This window comes from Mesorhizobium sp., from assembly GCF_041661565.1.
GTDB lineage: Bacteria > Pseudomonadota > Alphaproteobacteria > Rhizobiales > Rhizobiaceae > Mesorhizobium.
Window position 1 is genome coordinate 83,041 of the sequence record NZ_JBAZUD010000001.1, and the last position, 15,455, is coordinate 98,495.

Sequence of the window (15,455 nt, forward strand, 5' to 3'; positions counted from 1 at the left end):
CTGTTTCGCATACACCGCAGCGAAGAGGTGGATTCCGTGCGCGGGATCCGGTCTTTGTCTCAACGGCCCAGGGAGGGGTTCTTTTGGGCCAGCAATCGAGGAAAATTCGGCAATGACCATAATTTCCGCCGTCATCGCCTGCGGTCTGCTTTCTGTCCTTTACGCCATATGGGCGACACGTTCGGTTCTCGCGGCCGACCAGGGCAATGCACGCATGCAGGAAATCTCCGCCGCCATCCGCGAGGGCGCGCAAGCCTATCTGGCACGTCAGTACACCACGATCGCCATTGTCGGCGTGGTCGTCCTCATCCTCGCCTGGTGGCTCCTTTCCATCACCGCCGCGGTCGGCTTCCTGATCGGCGCGGTGCTGTCGGGCGCCGCCGGCTTCATCGGCATGCATGTTTCGGTGCGCGCCAATGTGCGTACCGCGCAGGCGGCCTCCAACAGCCTGGCGGCCGGTCTCGACATTGCCTTCAAGTCGGGCGCCATCACCGGCATGCTGGTGGCGGGCCTCGCCTTGCTGGGCGTCTCGATCTACTACCTCATCCTGACCCACTTCATGGGTCTTGAGCCAAACTCACGCACCGTTATCGATGCGCTGGTCTCGCTTGGCTTCGGCGCTTCGCTGATCTCGATCTTCGCCCGTCTCGGCGGCGGCATCTTCACCAAGGGCGCCGATGTCGGCGGCGATCTCGTCGGCAAGGTCGAAGCCGGTATCCCCGAGGACGACCCGCGCAACCCGGCCACCATCGCCGACAATGTCGGCGACAATGTCGGCGACTGTGCAGGCATGGCCGCCGACCTGTTCGAGACATATGCGGTGACGGTCGTCGCCACCATGGTCCTCGGCTCCATCTTCTTTGGTGGCACCGCCGTGCTCGGCGACGTGATGCTCTATCCGCTGGCCATCTGCGGCGCCTGCATCCTGACCTCGATCGTGGGCACGTTCTTCGTCAAGCTGGGCTCCAACGGCTCGATCATGGGGGCTCTCTACAAGGGCCTGATCGTCACCGGCCTCCTGTCGATCGTCGGACTCGGTGTCGCCACGTCGGTAACGCTGGGCTGGGGCGAGATCGGCACCGTTGCCGGAATGGTCATCACGGGCAAGAACCTGTTCATCTGCGGTCTGGTTGGCCTCGTGGTGACCGGCCTGATCGTCGTGATCACCGAATACTACACCGGCACCAACAAGCGGCCGGTCAACTCCATCGCCCAGGCGTCGGTCACCGGTCACGGCACCAATGTCATCCAGGGCCTCGCGGTCTCGCTGGAATCGACGGCGCTGCCGGCAATCGTCATCGTCGGCGGCATCATCTCGACCTACCAGCTTGCCGGCCTTTACGGCACGGCCATCGCGGTGACGACGATGCTCGGCCTGGCCGGCATGATCGTCGCGCTCGACGCCTTCGGCCCGGTCACCGACAATGCCGGCGGCATCGCCGAAATGGCCGGTCTGCCCAAGGAAGTGCGTCAGTCCACCGACGCGCTCGATGCGGTCGGCAACACCACCAAGGCGGTGACCAAGGGCTATGCCATCGGTTCGGCCGGCCTCGGCGCGCTGGTGCTGTTTGCGGCATACTCTAACGACCTGAAGTTCTTCGCCGAAAAGGCCAATGAAGCCGGCTCGACGCTTTTCCCGTACTTCAAGGACATGGGCGAAATCTCCTTCGACCTCTCCAATCCCTACGTGGTCTCCGGGCTGATCTTCGGCGGCCTGATCCCGTATCTGTTCGGTGGTATCGCCATGACGGCCGTCGGCCGCGCGGCGGGCGCCATTGTCGAGGAGGTGCGCAAGCAGTTCCGCGAGGATCCGGGCATCATGGCCGGCACCTCGAAGCCGAATTACGCGCGTGCGGTCGATCTGCTGACCAAGGCGGCGATCCGGGAAATGATCATCCCGTCGCTGCTGCCGGTCCTGGCGCCGCTCGTCGTCTATTTCGGCGTGCTGCTGATCTCGGGGTCGAAGGCTTCCGCCTTCGCCGCGCTGGGCGCCTCGCTGCTTGGTGTCATCGTCAACGGCCTGTTCGTCGCCATCTCGATGACCTCTGGCGGCGGCGCCTGGGACAATGCCAAGAAATCCTTCGAAGACGGTTTCGTCGACAAGGATGGCGTCAAGCACCTCAAGGGCTCCGATGCGCACAAGGCCTCGGTAACCGGCGACACGGTCGGCGATCCCTACAAGGACACGGCTGGTCCCGCCGTCAACCCGGCAATCAAGATCACCAACATCGTCGCGCTCTTGCTGCTGGCCGTGCTCGCCCACGGCTGAACACGGATCCGTTGTTGGAAGAAAAACCCGCCGGAGCGATCCGGCGGGTTTTTCATTGAGGCCACGGTACTGACTGGACGAGGCGCCGGTCGGCCATCGTCCCGCTATCCTGACTGCAGACAAAATAACAAAAACCCGCAGGATCGCTCCCACGGGTTTCTGGTCGCCTGAGGTCGTGCGGCTCGCGCGGGCGAGCCGAAAGGAGTTAGGCGCCTCCGCCCGGGATGCCGGGGGCCAGCTTGCTGGCGCCGTTGATGATCTGGCTGAGGAAGTTCTGATCCTTGCCGCCGGTCGGCGTGGTGCGCGAAATGAAGTCGAACACCTTGCCGTCCTTCAAGCCATAATTGGCGATCTGGGTGACGCGGCCGTCGGCGCCGAAATACACGGCCAGGACATGCTGGTCGACAAGCCGCGGCTTGTCGAAGGCGACGTAGCGCTTGCGGGTCTGCGAGATGTAATAGAAGGCCTCATTGTCGAAAGTGGCCGTGGTCGATGGGGTGCCAAGCGCCAGCAGCACCTGCTCGCGGCTCGACCCAACCGGCACCATGTCGATTGCTTGCTGGTCGATGACGTAGCCCTGCGTCAGCGTCTCGCTGGGGGTCAAATCACCGATCATCTTGTTGGTGTGGCAGGCGGACAGCGCCGAAACGATGACCAGCAGCGAGATCGCGCCGGCGGGCCGCAGTGAGGACGTCGACTTGAAATTCAGCGCGCGCAACAACAATTCTCCATTATATCGCCGCAACTTGCGCTGGGCCGCAAAACCGGTAAACCAGCTTGCTTGCCGATGCAACAAGGCCACTTCAACAAACGGTCCCCGGGAGACCATCCCCAATGTTCCAGCGCCTTTTTGGCCGCGAACGCCATGCCAACCGCGCCATCACCGAGGCGCTGTACGCACAAATCGTGGCAGCGGCGCGGCAGACCGCGTTTTATTCCCACTGGAATGTGCCGGATACGCCGCTCGGCCGTTTCGAGATGGTCTCGTTGCACATGTTCCTGTTCCAGCACCGCCTGCGCGGCGAGGATGGCGCGGCGCGAGACGTCGCCCAGGTGCTGATCGACGAGTTCTTCCTCGATGTCGATCATTCCCTGCGTGAGCTGGGGATTGGCGATGTGGGCGTGCCGAAGCGCATGAAGAAACTGGCCAGGATGTTTTATGGCCGAACAGCGGCCTATGACGATGCCCTGGCAAGAAATGACCGCGACGGGCTTGTCGCGGCACTGTCCCGCAATGTCCGCCCCGACGCTGCCTGGCCGGAAGCGTCGCTCCTTGCCGGTTACGTTACCGATGCCTGCGACCAGCTGGCGGCGCAGCCATCCGAATCGATCGTTTCCGGCACCGTCACGTTTCCTGTCGCCAATGGAGGTGATCGATGAAGACCGATGATCCGCGCAGCCCGGTATCCTTTCGCGCGAACATCTCCCGCTTGCCGAACAAGGGCTTGCCGGTGGTTATTGAGGCCGACGCCATGCAGCGCGCGGCCCTTGCGGCGGAGCACGGGCTGCTTTCGGTCGAGTCTTATCGAGCCGAGCTCCTGGTGACGTCATGGAAGCGAAACGGCGTGAAGGTCAGCGGTCGTGTCGAAGCCGACATTGCCCAGGCATGCATCGTGACGCTCGATCCCGTCGAGTCCCACATCGACGAGGCGGTCGAGGCGCTGTTGCTGCCCGAGGACTCCAAGCTCGCGCGGCACGGTTTCGACGCCGGCGGCGAGATCCTGCTCGACGCCGAAGGTCCCGACAGTCCCGAGACATTTTCTGGCGACACGATCGATGTCGGGGCCCTGGCCGAACAGTTTTTTGGGCTGGCCATCGACCTCTATCCGCGCAAGAAGGGCGTGTCGCTGGACGCCGCTTCCGACACCGGGTCGGAGGAGAACGAATTCCAGCAAAAGCTGCGATCCTTGCTTGGAAAATCCTGAAAAGCTGGCCCGCAACGGAAAAGCCGGTTGTGCGGCGGCCCAAAACCGCTATTTTCGCCGAACCTTCGCGGCCGCCAGATCGACCGCGACCGGCCGTGCAAACCGTGAGATGAATACCGCGTGATCAGGATTTCCATCGATGCCATGGGCGGCGATCACGGACCAAGCGTGGTCATCCCGGCACTCATGACCGTCGCCACCCGGCGTCCCGATATCCGCTTTGTCATCTTTGGCCGCGAGGAACTGGTGCGTCCTGAACTCGCCAAGTTTCCCAAGCTGGCCGAGGTGAGCGAGTTCTTCCACTGCGAGATCGCGGTGAGGATGGACGACAAGCCGAGCCAGGCGCTGCGCCATGGCCGCTGGAAATCCTCGATGTGGAAGGCCATCGAAGCGGTCAAGGCGGGCACGGCGGATGCCTGCATTTCGGCCGGCAACACCGGCGCTCTGATGGCGATGTCGAAATTCTGCCTGCGCACCATGGCGACGATCGAACGCCCCGCGATCGCGGCGCTGTGGCCGACCCTGCGTGGGGAGAGCGTGGTGCTCGATGTCGGCGCCACCATCGGCGCCGATGCGCATCAGCTGATTGACTTCGCCATTCTGGGCACTGGCATGGCCCGGTCCGTGTTCGGCATCACGCGGCCCACCGTTGGCCTGCTCAATGTCGGCGTCGAGGAGATCAAGGGCCAGGAAGAGGTCAAGGAAGCGGGGCGCATGCTGCGCGAAGCCAACATGGCCTCGATGAGTTATCACGGTTTTGTCGAGGGCGACGATATCGGGAAGGGTACGGTCGACGTGGTGGTCACCGAAGGCTTCGCCGGCAACATCGCGCTGAAAACGGCGGAAGGCACCGCGCGGCAGATTGCAGGTTATCTGCGCGCCGCCATGAGTCGCACCCTGATGGCCAAGATCGGTTATGTCTTCGCGAAGGGCGCCTTCGACCGGCTACGCGAGAAGATGGATGTCGGCCGCTCCAATGGCGGCGTTTTCCTGGGATTGAACGGTATCGTGGTGAAGAGCCATGGCGGCGCCGATTCGGATGGTTTCGCCGCAGCCATCGAACTTGGCTACGATATGGTGCGCAACAATCTGCTTGACCGCATCGAGGCTGATCTAGACCTCTTTCATGCGCGCAACCCGCATGCAATGACATCTAGGAAATCCGACGTCGTTACCGACGCAAAGGAATAGGAAAGAACTTTGATCAGATCAGTCGTGCGCGGCACTGGCGCCGCGCTGCCCCGCCGTATCATGAAGAATGCCGACTTCGAGGGCATGGTCGAAACCTCGGATGAGTGGATCGCCCAACGCACCGGCATCCGCCAGCGCCATATCGCCGGCGATGACGAGACGACGGCTTCGCTGGGAGAGGCGGCGGCGCGCGCGGCCCTCGACAATGCCGGTCTGGCGCCCTCCGACATTGATCTGATCGTGCTGGCGACCTCGACGCCCAACAATACTTTCCCGGCCACCGCCGTCGAGATACAGAACCGTCTCGGCATGCATCACGGCTTTGCCTTCGACTTGCAGGCGGTATGCTCGGGCTTCGTCTACGCCGTGACGACGGCCGATCTTTACATTCGGGGCGGCCTGGCCAAGCGCGTCCTGGTGATCGGGTCGGAAACCTTTTCGCGCATCCTCGACTGGAACGACCGCTCGACCTGCGTGCTGTTCGGCGATGGCGCCGGAGCGATCGTCCTGGAAGCGGGCGAGGGGACCGGCGCGATCACGGACCGTGGTGTGCTGGCTGCCAGCCTGCGCTCCGATGGAACCCACAAGGACAAGCTTTTTGTCGACGGCGGTCCCTCGACGACAGGCACTGTCGGCCATCTCAGGATGGAGGGTCGCGAAGTGTTCAAGCATGCGGTTGGCATGATCACCGACGTTATCGAGGCGACGTTCTCGCAGGCCGGTATTTCAGCCGACGATCTCGACTGGTTCGTGCCGCATCAGGCCAACAAACGGATTATTGACGCTTCCGCCAGGAAGCTCGGGATAGCTGAACAGAAAGTCGTGATTACGGTCGATTTGCACGGTAACACCTCGGCTGCTTCCGTGCCCCTGGCGCTGTCGGTGGCGGTCGCCGACGGCCGCATCAAGAAGGGCGATCTCGTGCTTCTGGAAGCGATGGGCGGCGGCTTTACCTGGGGTGCCGTCCTGGTTCGCTGGTAAGTGCGCGACGGTCGGTTTTCGGTCCTTGACCTTGACGGATCAATTACTTAGGCTCTGCCGTTGTTGTGCCGATTATATGTTTGAACTGATGGGACGGTCGCATGGGGGGAAAGACACTTACGCGCGCCGACCTTGCCGAGGCCGTCTATCGAAAGGTCGGCCTGTCGCGCACTGAATCGGCCGAACTCGTGGAGGCTGTCCTCGACGAAATCTGCGAGGCCATCGTGCGTGGCGAGACGGTAAAGCTGTCGTCCTTCGCGACATTCCATGTTCGTTCCAAGAACGAGCGCATCGGCCGCAATCCCAAGACCGGCGAGGAAGTACCGATCCTGCCGCGCCGGGTGATGACCTTCAAATCGTCGAACGTCCTGAAAAGCCGTATCTTGCGATCTCATCAAAGCGGCAAGGCAAAGGCCGCCAAGTAACCGCGAGCAAGTGCACGGTTGAAAACCGGCTCCCTCATCACGCCGGGCTTGAATATTGTTTCACAAACCGCTGAAATAGCCTCGATTCGGTAGCACTGGCCGGATCATCGTCCAGCGTGAGGATTCGCCCATGGACAAAAGCCCGGACGCCTTTCGTACCATCAGCGAGGTCGCCGAGGATCTCGACCTGCCGCAGCACGTGCTGCGTTTCTGGGAAACGCGTTTCAACCAGATCAAGCCGATGAAGCGCGGCGGCGGCCGTCGTTACTATCGGCCGCAGGATGTCGAGTTGATCAAGGGCATCCGGCATATGCTCTATGACCAAGGCTACACCATCAAGGGTGTGCAGAAGCTGTTGCGGGAGAACGGCAATCAGTTCCTGGTCGCCATCGGCAATGGCGACATGGCCGCCGTCGAGGCCATCTCGCAGCGCCGGCAGGCCGATGCGGTGCCGCTGACACAAGCGGCTCAGCCGCGCGGCATGGATGATGAACTGGTCGGCCAGCCGCGGGTCAAACCCAGCCGCCGCTTTTTCGGCTTGGGAAAGAGCGACGACGAGGGCCCCGTCTCGCCGGACGCGTCGAAGCTGTCGCGTGACAACCGCGCGCTGCTGCAGGAGGCGCTGTTCGACCTGCTGGAATGCAAGCGCTTGCTCGATCAGGTCCGTTGACCGCCACACGATGCGAGTTTGACGTCTCGAAACCGGAACCCGTCTCCGGGTGAGGCGTTACGTTTCCTTCTGCAAGTGAAGGACAAGACATCATGGCATCATTCTCCACCCTCTCCGACATCGATCTGGACAAGCAGGTCGCGACCCTCACCAGGGAACTGGCCGGCTTGAAGAAAGCCTTGGCCAAACGCGGCGGTGCCTATTACCAGGACGGTCGTGATGCCACGCTCGATACGTATTCCGATATTGCGGAACGGCTGCGCGACGCGATGCCTGCAATCCGCAAGCAGGGCAGGGTGATCGAGAAATCGGCCCGCGACCATCCGGCGGCAGCTGCTGCGTTCGGCCTCGTCGTGCTCGGCCTTGCGGCCAGTTTGCTGTTCAGCCGTCGCTGACCTCGCCGTCACTGTCGCGACAGCAGGAACGGCTGTGGCCGTTCATAATGACGCGCCACGATTAACCAGCGCGACCTCGGGTTGATTATCCGGACGTAGACCCGCATCGATTCGCGCTACGGATTGGATGCTGGCGCGAAGTGCTTCGGCATAGAGGTGGGCGACACCTCTGTGCTGCCGGCGGACGAACGCCGATTGGCCTAGTTGCCAGCACCGCTCGATTTCCTTGGTGATGGCCGGGTTGGTCCAGGTGGCGTAGCCGGCCGCCGTATAGACGGCGATCTCTCCGCCATAAAGCCCGTCTTCCGCGACGAGGAAGTCCACGCGGATGTAATCGAGATCGCCGGCGATGCGCGGCGCGAGCGAGATCGCTTCGCGGACATAGGCGAGCAGCTGCTCACTGACCGGTAGGGCCTGATCCTCGCGAGGGTAGTCCGGATCGCGGCCTGGCAGAGGCATGGCATTGCGGTCGAACAGCAGCGACCGGTCGGCTTGTGTGTCCTCGACCCAGACGTGCGAGATAATTCCCCCGCAGACATGGACCTTGATGTCGGTGGCGACCGTGCCGCCGCACAGCGCCAGCCGCTCTTCCACAAAGACAGCCGGCACGATCGGCAAATAGGACCATTCCCCGTTGCGCACGCCGAAGCGCCGTTTCAGCCAGCGGCTTGTACGATGGATGATGGCGGCGCGGTCCGGTCGCCCGTCCGAGACGAAGATGTTCATGTCGCAGCCGTGATTGACTTTCACCACCACGTCGCCGGCCAGCAAATCCCGCGGGATTGCCGCGGGGTCGGAACCGGACCACAGCGTTGCCGGCAGCTTCAGGTCGGGGCTGACGCCCCGGATATAGTCTTTTGCCGCGAGTTTGTCGGTCAGCGTCACGAACAGCGGGTTGTGGTCGACAATTTTTCGCCAGAGCATTCGCTCATGGTAAGTTTCAGGCGCCGCGGGATTTGGCAGATAGCCGAGCCGCCGAACGAACCGCAGGATCAGGAACGGATGCCGGAGGGTAAGCCACGCGCGTGCCACAGCCAGGACAATGCGGGTACCGCGCGAAACATCGGCGTTGGCGGTCATTCAGGAATACCTTGGCCTTTGGCGAAGCCTGGTTCGGCGGTTTGGCCGGTCAAAGAGTGTTCATCGGCGTAGCGCGAATTGCATTCGCGTAAAAGATCGGCCGCGGTCGCAACGGCTGTTTTGCCCCGAAACCTGGAGCCGCGCAAACCGCCCGCTCGATTGCATTCCGCTACTTTGAGCAGACCAGCCCTGGCCAGAAGCAAGGGCCGGTCTTCTCGCTGGCGGTCTACCGCAGTCAGATCTTCTTGACGACCTTCTCGACATGGTGGTGGTGATGGTGCCAGTGGTGGTGGCTCCAGTGACGGTGGTGCCAGTGGTGGTGGCGAACGCGATGATGATGGTAGTGATGATGGGGCATTCTCATCTGGGATGCATCCGCGCTTGTCGCGCCGATGACGGGCATCGTCAAAGCAAGGGCAACCACAAGCCCGAAGGCCGACACAAGGGACTTATTCATGGATCGTTTCCTTTTTCGCGGGCGGATTTGAACCGGATCGATAGCCCGACCGCCGCACCCGGGATTACGCTCCTGAATTTTTTCGCCAGTATTTCCAGATTGTAGATTTTCATTTCTGGACCATGTCCGGCGAACCCGCGCTATTTTCGCTCCTGTGAACGCGGTCGAAGTGCCGGCCTGTTCGCCTACATTGGCGGGACCACGCCATTGTTTCCGACCACGACGCGGCTGGAACTCAGCGTGCCCCCACCATCCCGCTCGACGTTGACGAAGACAGTGGCGCCCGGCTTAAGGTCGGCCTGCGTGGCGGTCGCGAACGTCACGACAGGCGTGTTGTCGGGAATCGCGATCTTCTTCGTCTGCCCGTTGTCATAGGTCAGCGTGACCGTCCGGCCATCGATGTTGGTGACGTCGGCGACGGTGCCGTTGGTCATGCGGCTGTTCGGCTGCAGGTCCCAGGGACGGTCACCCTCGCCGGTGCCCTTCAAGGCCGCGGGAAAGACCACCACTTCCAGGGCGCCGCTGCCGCCATCCGCTTTCGACACCGATGCGATGCCGAGGAAGTCGCCCTGCTTTATGTCCTTAAGGGATGCCTTGGCGACGCCGGAAACTTTCCAGCCGGCTGCAAGCTTGATCGCATCCAAATTGCCGTCGCGGGTCTTTACGGTCAGAAGCGCCCCGTCAAAGCCAACAACCGTGCCGCGGACGCGCATGGCATCGGCTTGCACCAGGCCTGTTCCCGCGAACAGGAAGGCAAAGCCAAGGGCGGCAAATCTCATCGAGTTCATTGTATCCATCCTTCAAAAGGCTGGCCGGATCGACCGCCAGCGACAGTCATTCAACGTCCGGGCGGGCGGAAACCGCGATCAATTCGACCGCCCCGCCATTCAATTGAAATTGATCCAAGCCTCGGGTCGGCGCGAAGGTGGCCACGAACGCGGATCCGGAATGACCGGTCCGCCCCATCCACAGCCTTCGACGTCAAGACATGGGTTCGGACAGTCTCGGGAGGTGTGGCCATTCCGTCAAACGGCTAAGATACTACCCCTTTGATAGTATTAATCCGCATGTTATTCTCTATTTATTCAATCACACAGGTCTGTCTCGTTTCTTCGTCTCGCGCGCCAAGAGGAGAATGCTGCGATGCCGAGCTTGAATCCGATTGTGGTCGAGAACCAGAAAACCGGTAACCCGCAGAGCCAGTGGGACCTCGGCGGACCTGCTTCCAGCAACATCGAAGGCTTCGCGACACACATCAGTGTCAATCAGGGCGAGACTGTAACCTTCAAGATCAATACCGATTCCACCAACTACAGGATCGATATCTATCGCCTTGGCTACTACGCGGGATTGGGTGCACGCCTCGTTGCAACCCTGCAGCAGAACGCGGCGTCCGTGCAGCCGCCGCCCGGTGGCGATCCGACCATCGGTCTGGTCGATGCCAGCAACTGGTCGGTCACGACCTCATGGCCCGTGCCCGCCACGGCCGTATCTGGCGTCTACATCGCAAAGCTTGTGCGGCAGGACGCGACGGCCGGTGCCAATCATATCACGTTCATCGTCCGCAACGACGGGGCGCAACGCGATATCGTCTTTCAGACAGCCGACACGACCTGGCACGCCTATAATGGCTGGGGTGGCGCCAACCTCTATGGCGGCAACGCCAGCGCGGCCGGCCGCGCCTACAAGGTCAGCTATAACAGGCCGTTCGTGACCCGCGACGGCATCGGCACTTATGCCGGGCCCCAGGATTTCGTCTTCAGCGCGGAATACGCGGCCATCCGCTGGCTCGAGCGCAATGGTTTCGACGTCACCTATGTCACCGGCGTGGACATCGGCCCTGGCGGCGTCCAGTTGACGAACCACAAGGTGTATATGTCGGTCGGCCACGACGAATACTGGTCCGGCGATCAGCGTGCGCATGTCGAGGCGGCCCGCGACGCGGGCGTGCACCTGATGTTCATCAGCGGCAACGAAGTCTACTGGAAAACGCGCTGGGAGGCGGATGCCAGCGGCGTCCCCAACCGCACGTTGGTCTGTTACAAGGAAACGCGCGCCGACGCCAAGATCGATCCGTCCAGCGAATGGACAGGGACATGGCGCGACCCCGGCTTCAGCCCGCCATCCGACGGCGGGCGGCCGGAAAACGCTCTGACCGGAACGATATTCCAGGTCGATTCATACCGGGCCGACACGATCACCGTACCGTTCGGCCCGTCCGGGTTCCGTCCCTGGCGCAACACCACGGTGGCTGCGACACAATCGGGTCATGTCGCCTCCCTGGCGGCGGGAACGTTGGGATACGAATGGGACGAATCTCCCGACAACGGGTTCCGTCCCGCGGGGCTGGTCCATCTTTCGCAGACCACGCTCACCGTGGACACCTATCTCCTCGACTATGGCAACAATGTCGGCACCGCGCAGGCGACGCACAATCTCGCCCTCTACCGCGCGCCGAGCGGCGCGCTTGTCTTCGGAGCGGGCACCGTCTTCTGGTCCTTCGCGCTTGACACCAGCCACGATTACGCAAACGACGGGCCCGTGGTGGTGACCCCGGAGGACCCCAACGTCCAGCAGTTCATGGTCAACATGTTCGCTGACATGGGTGTCCAGCCGCAGACGCTTCAGTCGAACCTCGTCGCGGCATCGGCGCCGACCGATCTGACGCCGCCGGTGTCGACAATCTCGAGCCCCGCTGCCGGCGCGAGCCTGGTCCAGCAGCAGGCGGTGACGATCACCGGCACGGCTTCGGATGCCGGCGGGCTGGTCGCCGTCGTCGACGTGTCCACCGATGGCGGACTGACGTGGCGCCCGGCGGTGGGCACGACCAGCTGGACATTCGTATGGCGCCCGCTGCTTCCCGGCAACTTCACCATAATGTCTCGGGCCGTCGACGACAGCATGAATGTCGAGACGCCCGGAGGCGGCGTGTCCGTGACGGTGACGCCAGCCGCCACCGTCAGCCTGTTCACGCCGAGCGATGTACCCTTCACGCTCTGGACCGACGATACCAACGCCATCGAAGTCGGGCTCCGCTTCACGGCCACGACGGGCGGCACGGTGAGCGCCATACGTTTCTACAAGAATTCACGCAATGTCGGGACCCATGTCGGTCATCTCTGGAATTCTTCGGGCGCCCTGTTGGGGAGCGTGACGTTCTCGGGCGAGACCGCCAGCGGCTGGCAGCAAGCCAATTTGACGACGCCAGTGCTGCTCAGCGCGGGTCAAAGCTATGTCGTGTCCTACTCCTGTGCCGGCTCCTATTCCGCCGATATCAATTATTTCTATAGCGGCCGCGGCATTGGATCCCTGGTGGCACCGTCTGGCCTCAGCGTCGGCAATGGCGTTTTCGTCTACGGCGCGGCAGGCACCTTCCCGTCGAGTTCCTTTCTCAACGCGAACTATTGGGTCGACGTCGTGTTCAACCGCAGCGGCGGCGCGGGAAATCTTCCGCCGACCGCCAACAATGTCGGCGGGTTCATCACCAGCCAGAACACGCCGCTCGCCATTCCGGCGTCGGCGCTGCTGGCCAACGACACGGACCCCAACGGTTATTCGCTGTCGGTCAGCGGCGTCAGCAGCCCGACAAATGGAACGGCCACCTACAATGCCGGAACCCAGACCGCGACATTCACGCCGGCGACGAATTATGTCGGCAGCGCCGGCTTCGTCTATTCCATCAGCAACGGGTTTGGCGGGACGGCGTCCGCGAATGTGACATTGTCGGTCACTGCCAGCGGTCAGACCACGGTCAGCCTGTTCAGCACGTCCGATGTGCCCGCCGTTGTCACGGAAAACGATAGCAACGCCGTGGAATTGGGCGTTCAGTTCCAGTCTTCGGCCGCTGGCCAGGTGATCGGCGTTCGCTTCTACAAGGGCCCGCAAAACACCGGCACCCACATCGCCAATCTCTGGAGCGCGACGGGCACCCTTCTTGCAACGACCAGCTTCGGCAGCGAGACGGCGAGCGGCTGGCAACAGGCGATCTTCCAGCAGCCGGTGCCGATCACCTCGGGCACGGTCTATGTCGCTTCCTACTACACGCCGACCGGGTTCTACTCGGGCGACAGCAACTACTTCTCCACCGCGCATGTCAGCGGGGTCCTGTCGGCGCCCGCCACCGGCAACGGCCTCTACGCCTACGGCGCGACGAGCAGCTTCCCGACCAGCAGCTACAATGCGACCAACTACTGGGTCGACGTCCTCTTCCAGCAGACGGCTCCGAGCACGTTCAGCCTTTTCAATCTCGGCGATACACCCGCCACCGTCACGCAGAACGACCCGAACGCCGTCGAGCTCGGCGTCAAGTTTACGAGCACCAGCGCCGTCAACGCCATCGGCATCCGCTTCTACAAGGGACCGCAGAACACCGGCACGCACGTCGCCCATCTCTGGAGCGGCGCCGGTGCGCTGCTGGCCAGCGCCACCTTCAGCGGCGAGACGGCAAGCGGCTGGCAAACCGTGACATTCGCCTCGTCGGTCCCGTTGACGGCGAACACGATCTACGTGGTCTCCTACCATACCACCGTCGGCTACTATTCCGCGACGCCCTCCTACTTCACCTCGGCGCATACGAGCGGAATGCTGACCGCGCCGGACAGTGCAAGTTCTGGTGGCAATGGTGTCTATGCCTATGGGGCAGGCAGCACCTTCCCCACCAACACGTTCAATGCCGGCAACTATTGGGTCGATGTGATCGTTACCGCCTGAGCACCTCGCCAAAGACGCAGCACTGTTTCGACTGGCCCACATTGGGTCTTGGTGGAAGCCACGGCGATGTCCGCACGGCTGCCTCACCCTTGCACGGTTCACGATAGCGTTATGGTCCGTTTGGCACTTGGCAAATCGCCGGCAAGCGGGCATCTTGCCGATCGTCTCAGGCAACACCCATATTTGATCAAACTCTTTCAGCCCATGGAGTTGCCAATGCCCCAAAATGCAAGAAGCGATGACCTGTCCGAGCCCCTGGTCAACGGGATCGGCTCCGACAACGGCAGTCTCAAAGCGATGCGGGAGACCCGTGGCTACAGTGTCGAAAAGCTTTCCCTGACTTGCGGTCTGTCGGTCGACGAGATCGAGGATATCGAAAGCGGCAAGGTGACTGACCCGTCGAAGCTGCGCCGTATTGTGTCCGCGCTTCGACTTGCCCATGAAACGCTCATCGCTCCGACCGTGCACACTCCATCCTTGCAGGGCCGTTCCCTGGCATAGATCGGCATCAAGCCAGCCGGTCAAAACCCGCCAGGGCCCCTTGGCGGGTTTTTTGTTCTTGTCGCCGCGCTGCGTCCGCGTCTGGGCCTTGCCGATTTGCGATCCGAGCGTGTTTATATGCGCGGCGGCAAATCAACCGACATTCAGGTCCGCCGCTCCACCGTTTCCAATCATGGGTTTTGACAATGAGCCTGGACTCCGTTCGTGCCTTCTTCGCCGCCCACGCGCCCGACATCGACGTCATCGTGACCGAGGCGAGTTCGGCGACCGTGGCGCTGGCGGCCGAGGCGCATGGCGTATTGCCGGCGCAGATCGCCAAGACGATCTGCCTGCGCGTCGGCGAGCGCACCATGCTCGTCGTCACCAGCGGCATCGCCAGGCTGGACAACCGCAAGTTCAAGGACCGTTTCGGCGGCAAGCCGCGCATGCTGGATGCGGACGAGGTGGTCGCCGCCACAAGCCATCCCGTCGGCGGTGTCTGCCCGTTCGGCCTGCCGTCGCCGCTGCCGGTCTATTGCGATGTGTCGCTGCGCCAATTCGACGAGGTCGTCCCCGCCGCCGGCGCCACCAATGCCGCCGTGCGGATCACGCCGCCGAGGATGGCCGAACTGACCGGGGCCGAGTGGGTGGATGTGTGCCAGGGGTAGGGGGCCATTGCCGGGCTCGCCACCATCCGCAACGCAACGCATGGCAGCCGCCGAATTTCGGTTGACCCGAGCGGGGTTATCACGATACATCGCGACCGGTCCGGAGTGTAGCGCAGCCCGGTAGCGCACTTGACTGGGGGTCAAGGGGTCGTCGGTTCGAATCCGGCCACTCCGACCAATTCGATGCAGGACTTTCCCCGAGTC

The 15,455-nt window shown here is 62.6% G+C and carries 15 protein-coding genes and 1 tRNA gene; 12 read left to right on the forward strand and 4 right to left on the reverse strand.

Annotated elements, in window-relative coordinates; translation table 11 throughout:
• Positions 1–112 precede the first annotated feature (112 nt).
• Complete coding sequence (locus tag WC739_RS00360; RefSeq protein ID WP_372951010.1) at positions 113–2,269, forward strand: sodium-translocating pyrophosphatase; 2,157 nt, start codon at positions 113–115, stop codon at positions 2,267–2,269.
• 205 nt (positions 2,270–2,474) lie between these two features.
• Here the strand turns inward: WC739_RS00360 and WC739_RS00365 are convergent, their stop codons facing one another.
• Complete coding sequence (locus WC739_RS00365; protein WP_372951011.1) at positions 2,475–2,987, reverse strand: outer membrane protein assembly factor BamE; 513 nt, start codon at positions 2,985–2,987, stop codon at positions 2,475–2,477.
• A 116-nt stretch (positions 2,988–3,103) separates the two neighbouring features.
• On the opposite strand from WC739_RS00365, the gene WC739_RS00370 reads away from it, so the two are divergent.
• From WC739_RS00370 to WC739_RS00400, 7 genes are all read left to right on the forward strand, one after another.
• Positions 3,104–3,649, forward strand: a complete 546-nt coding sequence (locus WC739_RS00370; RefSeq protein ID WP_372951012.1) for a ubiquinol-cytochrome C chaperone family protein — start codon at positions 3,104–3,106, stop codon at positions 3,647–3,649.
• A complete protein-coding gene (locus WC739_RS00375) occupies positions 3,646–4,194 on the forward strand; it encodes a DUF177 domain-containing protein (protein ID WP_372951013.1) in 549 nt (182 codons plus the stop codon). The genes WC739_RS00370 and WC739_RS00375 overlap by 4 nt, the downstream gene beginning before the upstream one ends.
• 120 nt (positions 4,195–4,314) lie before the next feature.
• On the forward strand, positions 4,315–5,385 hold the full coding sequence (gene plsX / locus WC739_RS00380) for a phosphate acyltransferase PlsX (protein WP_372951014.1): 1,071 nt from the start codon (positions 4,315–4,317) through the stop codon (positions 5,383–5,385).
• Between the two features lie 9 nt (positions 5,386–5,394).
• The gene (locus WC739_RS00385) at positions 5,395–6,366 is read left to right on the forward strand and encodes a beta-ketoacyl-ACP synthase III (RefSeq protein ID WP_372951015.1); all 972 of its coding nucleotides are present in this window, start codon (positions 5,395–5,397) and stop codon (positions 6,364–6,366) included.
• A gap of 101 nt (positions 6,367–6,467) precedes the next feature.
• Positions 6,468–6,791 (forward strand): integration host factor subunit alpha, encoded by a 324-nt coding sequence (locus tag WC739_RS00390; protein WP_224666114.1) that lies wholly within the window; start codon positions 6,468–6,470, stop codon positions 6,789–6,791.
• 130 nt (positions 6,792–6,921) lie between these two features.
• Positions 6,922–7,461 (forward strand): MerR family transcriptional regulator, encoded by a 540-nt coding sequence (locus WC739_RS00395; protein ID WP_224666115.1) that lies wholly within the window; start codon positions 6,922–6,924, stop codon positions 7,459–7,461.
• A 92-nt stretch (positions 7,462–7,553) separates the two neighbouring features.
• Complete coding sequence (locus WC739_RS00400) at positions 7,554–7,856, forward strand: hypothetical protein (RefSeq protein WP_372951016.1); 303 nt, start codon at positions 7,554–7,556, stop codon at positions 7,854–7,856.
• A gap of 42 nt (positions 7,857–7,898) precedes the next feature.
• Here the strand turns inward: WC739_RS00400 and WC739_RS00405 are convergent, their stop codons facing one another.
• The 3 genes from WC739_RS00405 to WC739_RS00415 all read right to left on the reverse strand — a co-directional run bounded on the left by WC739_RS00405 (position 7,899) and on the right by WC739_RS00415 (position 10,172).
• Positions 7,899–8,936: an ATP-grasp fold amidoligase family protein gene (locus WC739_RS00405; protein ID WP_372951017.1), complete on the reverse strand. Its 1,038-nt coding sequence runs from the start codon at positions 8,934–8,936 to the stop codon at positions 7,899–7,901.
• A gap of 235 nt (positions 8,937–9,171) precedes the next feature.
• A complete protein-coding gene (locus tag WC739_RS00410) occupies positions 9,172–9,393 on the reverse strand; it encodes a hypothetical protein (RefSeq protein ID WP_372951018.1) in 222 nt (73 codons plus the stop codon).
• 185 nt (positions 9,394–9,578) lie between these two features.
• Entirely contained in the window at positions 9,579–10,172 is a 594-nt protein-coding gene (locus WC739_RS00415; RefSeq protein ID WP_372951040.1) for a hypothetical protein, read from the reverse strand.
• A gap of 364 nt (positions 10,173–10,536) precedes the next feature.
• Between WC739_RS00415 and WC739_RS00420 the strand changes: the two genes are divergently transcribed.
• The 4 genes from WC739_RS00420 to WC739_RS00435 all read left to right on the forward strand — a co-directional run bounded on the left by WC739_RS00420 (position 10,537) and on the right by WC739_RS00435 (position 15,429).
• On the forward strand, positions 10,537–14,103 hold the full coding sequence (locus WC739_RS00420; RefSeq protein ID WP_372951019.1) for a DUF4082 domain-containing protein: 3,567 nt from the start codon (positions 10,537–10,539) through the stop codon (positions 14,101–14,103).
• A gap of 111 nt (positions 14,104–14,214) precedes the next feature.
• Positions 14,215–14,604: a helix-turn-helix domain-containing protein gene (locus tag WC739_RS00425; protein ID WP_372951020.1), complete on the forward strand. Its 390-nt coding sequence runs from the start codon at positions 14,215–14,217 to the stop codon at positions 14,602–14,604.
• Between the two features lie 185 nt (positions 14,605–14,789).
• Positions 14,790–15,251 carry a YbaK/EbsC family protein gene (locus WC739_RS00430; protein WP_372951021.1) on the forward strand — a complete coding sequence of 154 codons (462 nt, stop codon included), beginning with the start codon at positions 14,790–14,792 and terminating at the stop codon, positions 15,249–15,251.
• Between the two features lie 101 nt (positions 15,252–15,352).
• Positions 15,353–15,429 (forward strand) — tRNA-Pro (locus tag WC739_RS00435).
• The last annotated feature ends 26 nt before the right edge of the window (positions 15,430–15,455 follow it).

Bases quoted from the DNA above. Each gene is read 5' to 3' on its own strand.
- WC739_RS00405 (WP_372951017.1), bottom strand. From the start codon at position 8,936: ATGACCGCCAACGCCGATGTTTCGCGCGGTACCCGCATTGTCCTGGCT.
- WC739_RS00395 (WP_224666115.1), top strand. From the start codon at position 6,922: ATGGACAAAAGCCCGGACGCCTTTCGTACCATCAGCGAGGTCGCCGAG.
- WC739_RS00370 (WP_372951012.1), top strand. From the start codon at position 3,104: ATGTTCCAGCGCCTTTTTGGCCGCGAACGCCATGCCAACCGCGCCATC.
- WC739_RS00375 (WP_372951013.1), top strand. From the start codon at position 3,646: ATGAAGACCGATGATCCGCGCAGCCCGGTATCCTTTCGCGCGAACATC.
- WC739_RS00415 (WP_372951040.1), bottom strand. From the start codon at position 10,172: ATGAGATTTGCCGCCCTTGGCTTTGCCTTCCTGTTCGCGGGAACAGGC.
- WC739_RS00400 (WP_372951016.1), top strand. From the start codon at position 7,554: ATGGCATCATTCTCCACCCTCTCCGACATCGATCTGGACAAGCAGGTC.
- WC739_RS00390 (WP_224666114.1), top strand. From the start codon at position 6,468: ATGGGGGGAAAGACACTTACGCGCGCCGACCTTGCCGAGGCCGTCTAT.
- WC739_RS00430 (WP_372951021.1), top strand. From the start codon at position 14,790: ATGAGCCTGGACTCCGTTCGTGCCTTCTTCGCCGCCCACGCGCCCGAC.
- WC739_RS00425 (WP_372951020.1), top strand. From the start codon at position 14,215: ATGGTCCGTTTGGCACTTGGCAAATCGCCGGCAAGCGGGCATCTTGCC.
- WC739_RS00410 (WP_372951018.1), bottom strand. From the start codon at position 9,393: ATGAATAAGTCCCTTGTGTCGGCCTTCGGGCTTGTGGTTGCCCTTGCT.
- WC739_RS00420 (WP_372951019.1), top strand. From the start codon at position 10,537: ATGCCGAGCTTGAATCCGATTGTGGTCGAGAACCAGAAAACCGGTAAC.
- WC739_RS00360 (WP_372951010.1), top strand. From the start codon at position 113: ATGACCATAATTTCCGCCGTCATCGCCTGCGGTCTGCTTTCTGTCCTT.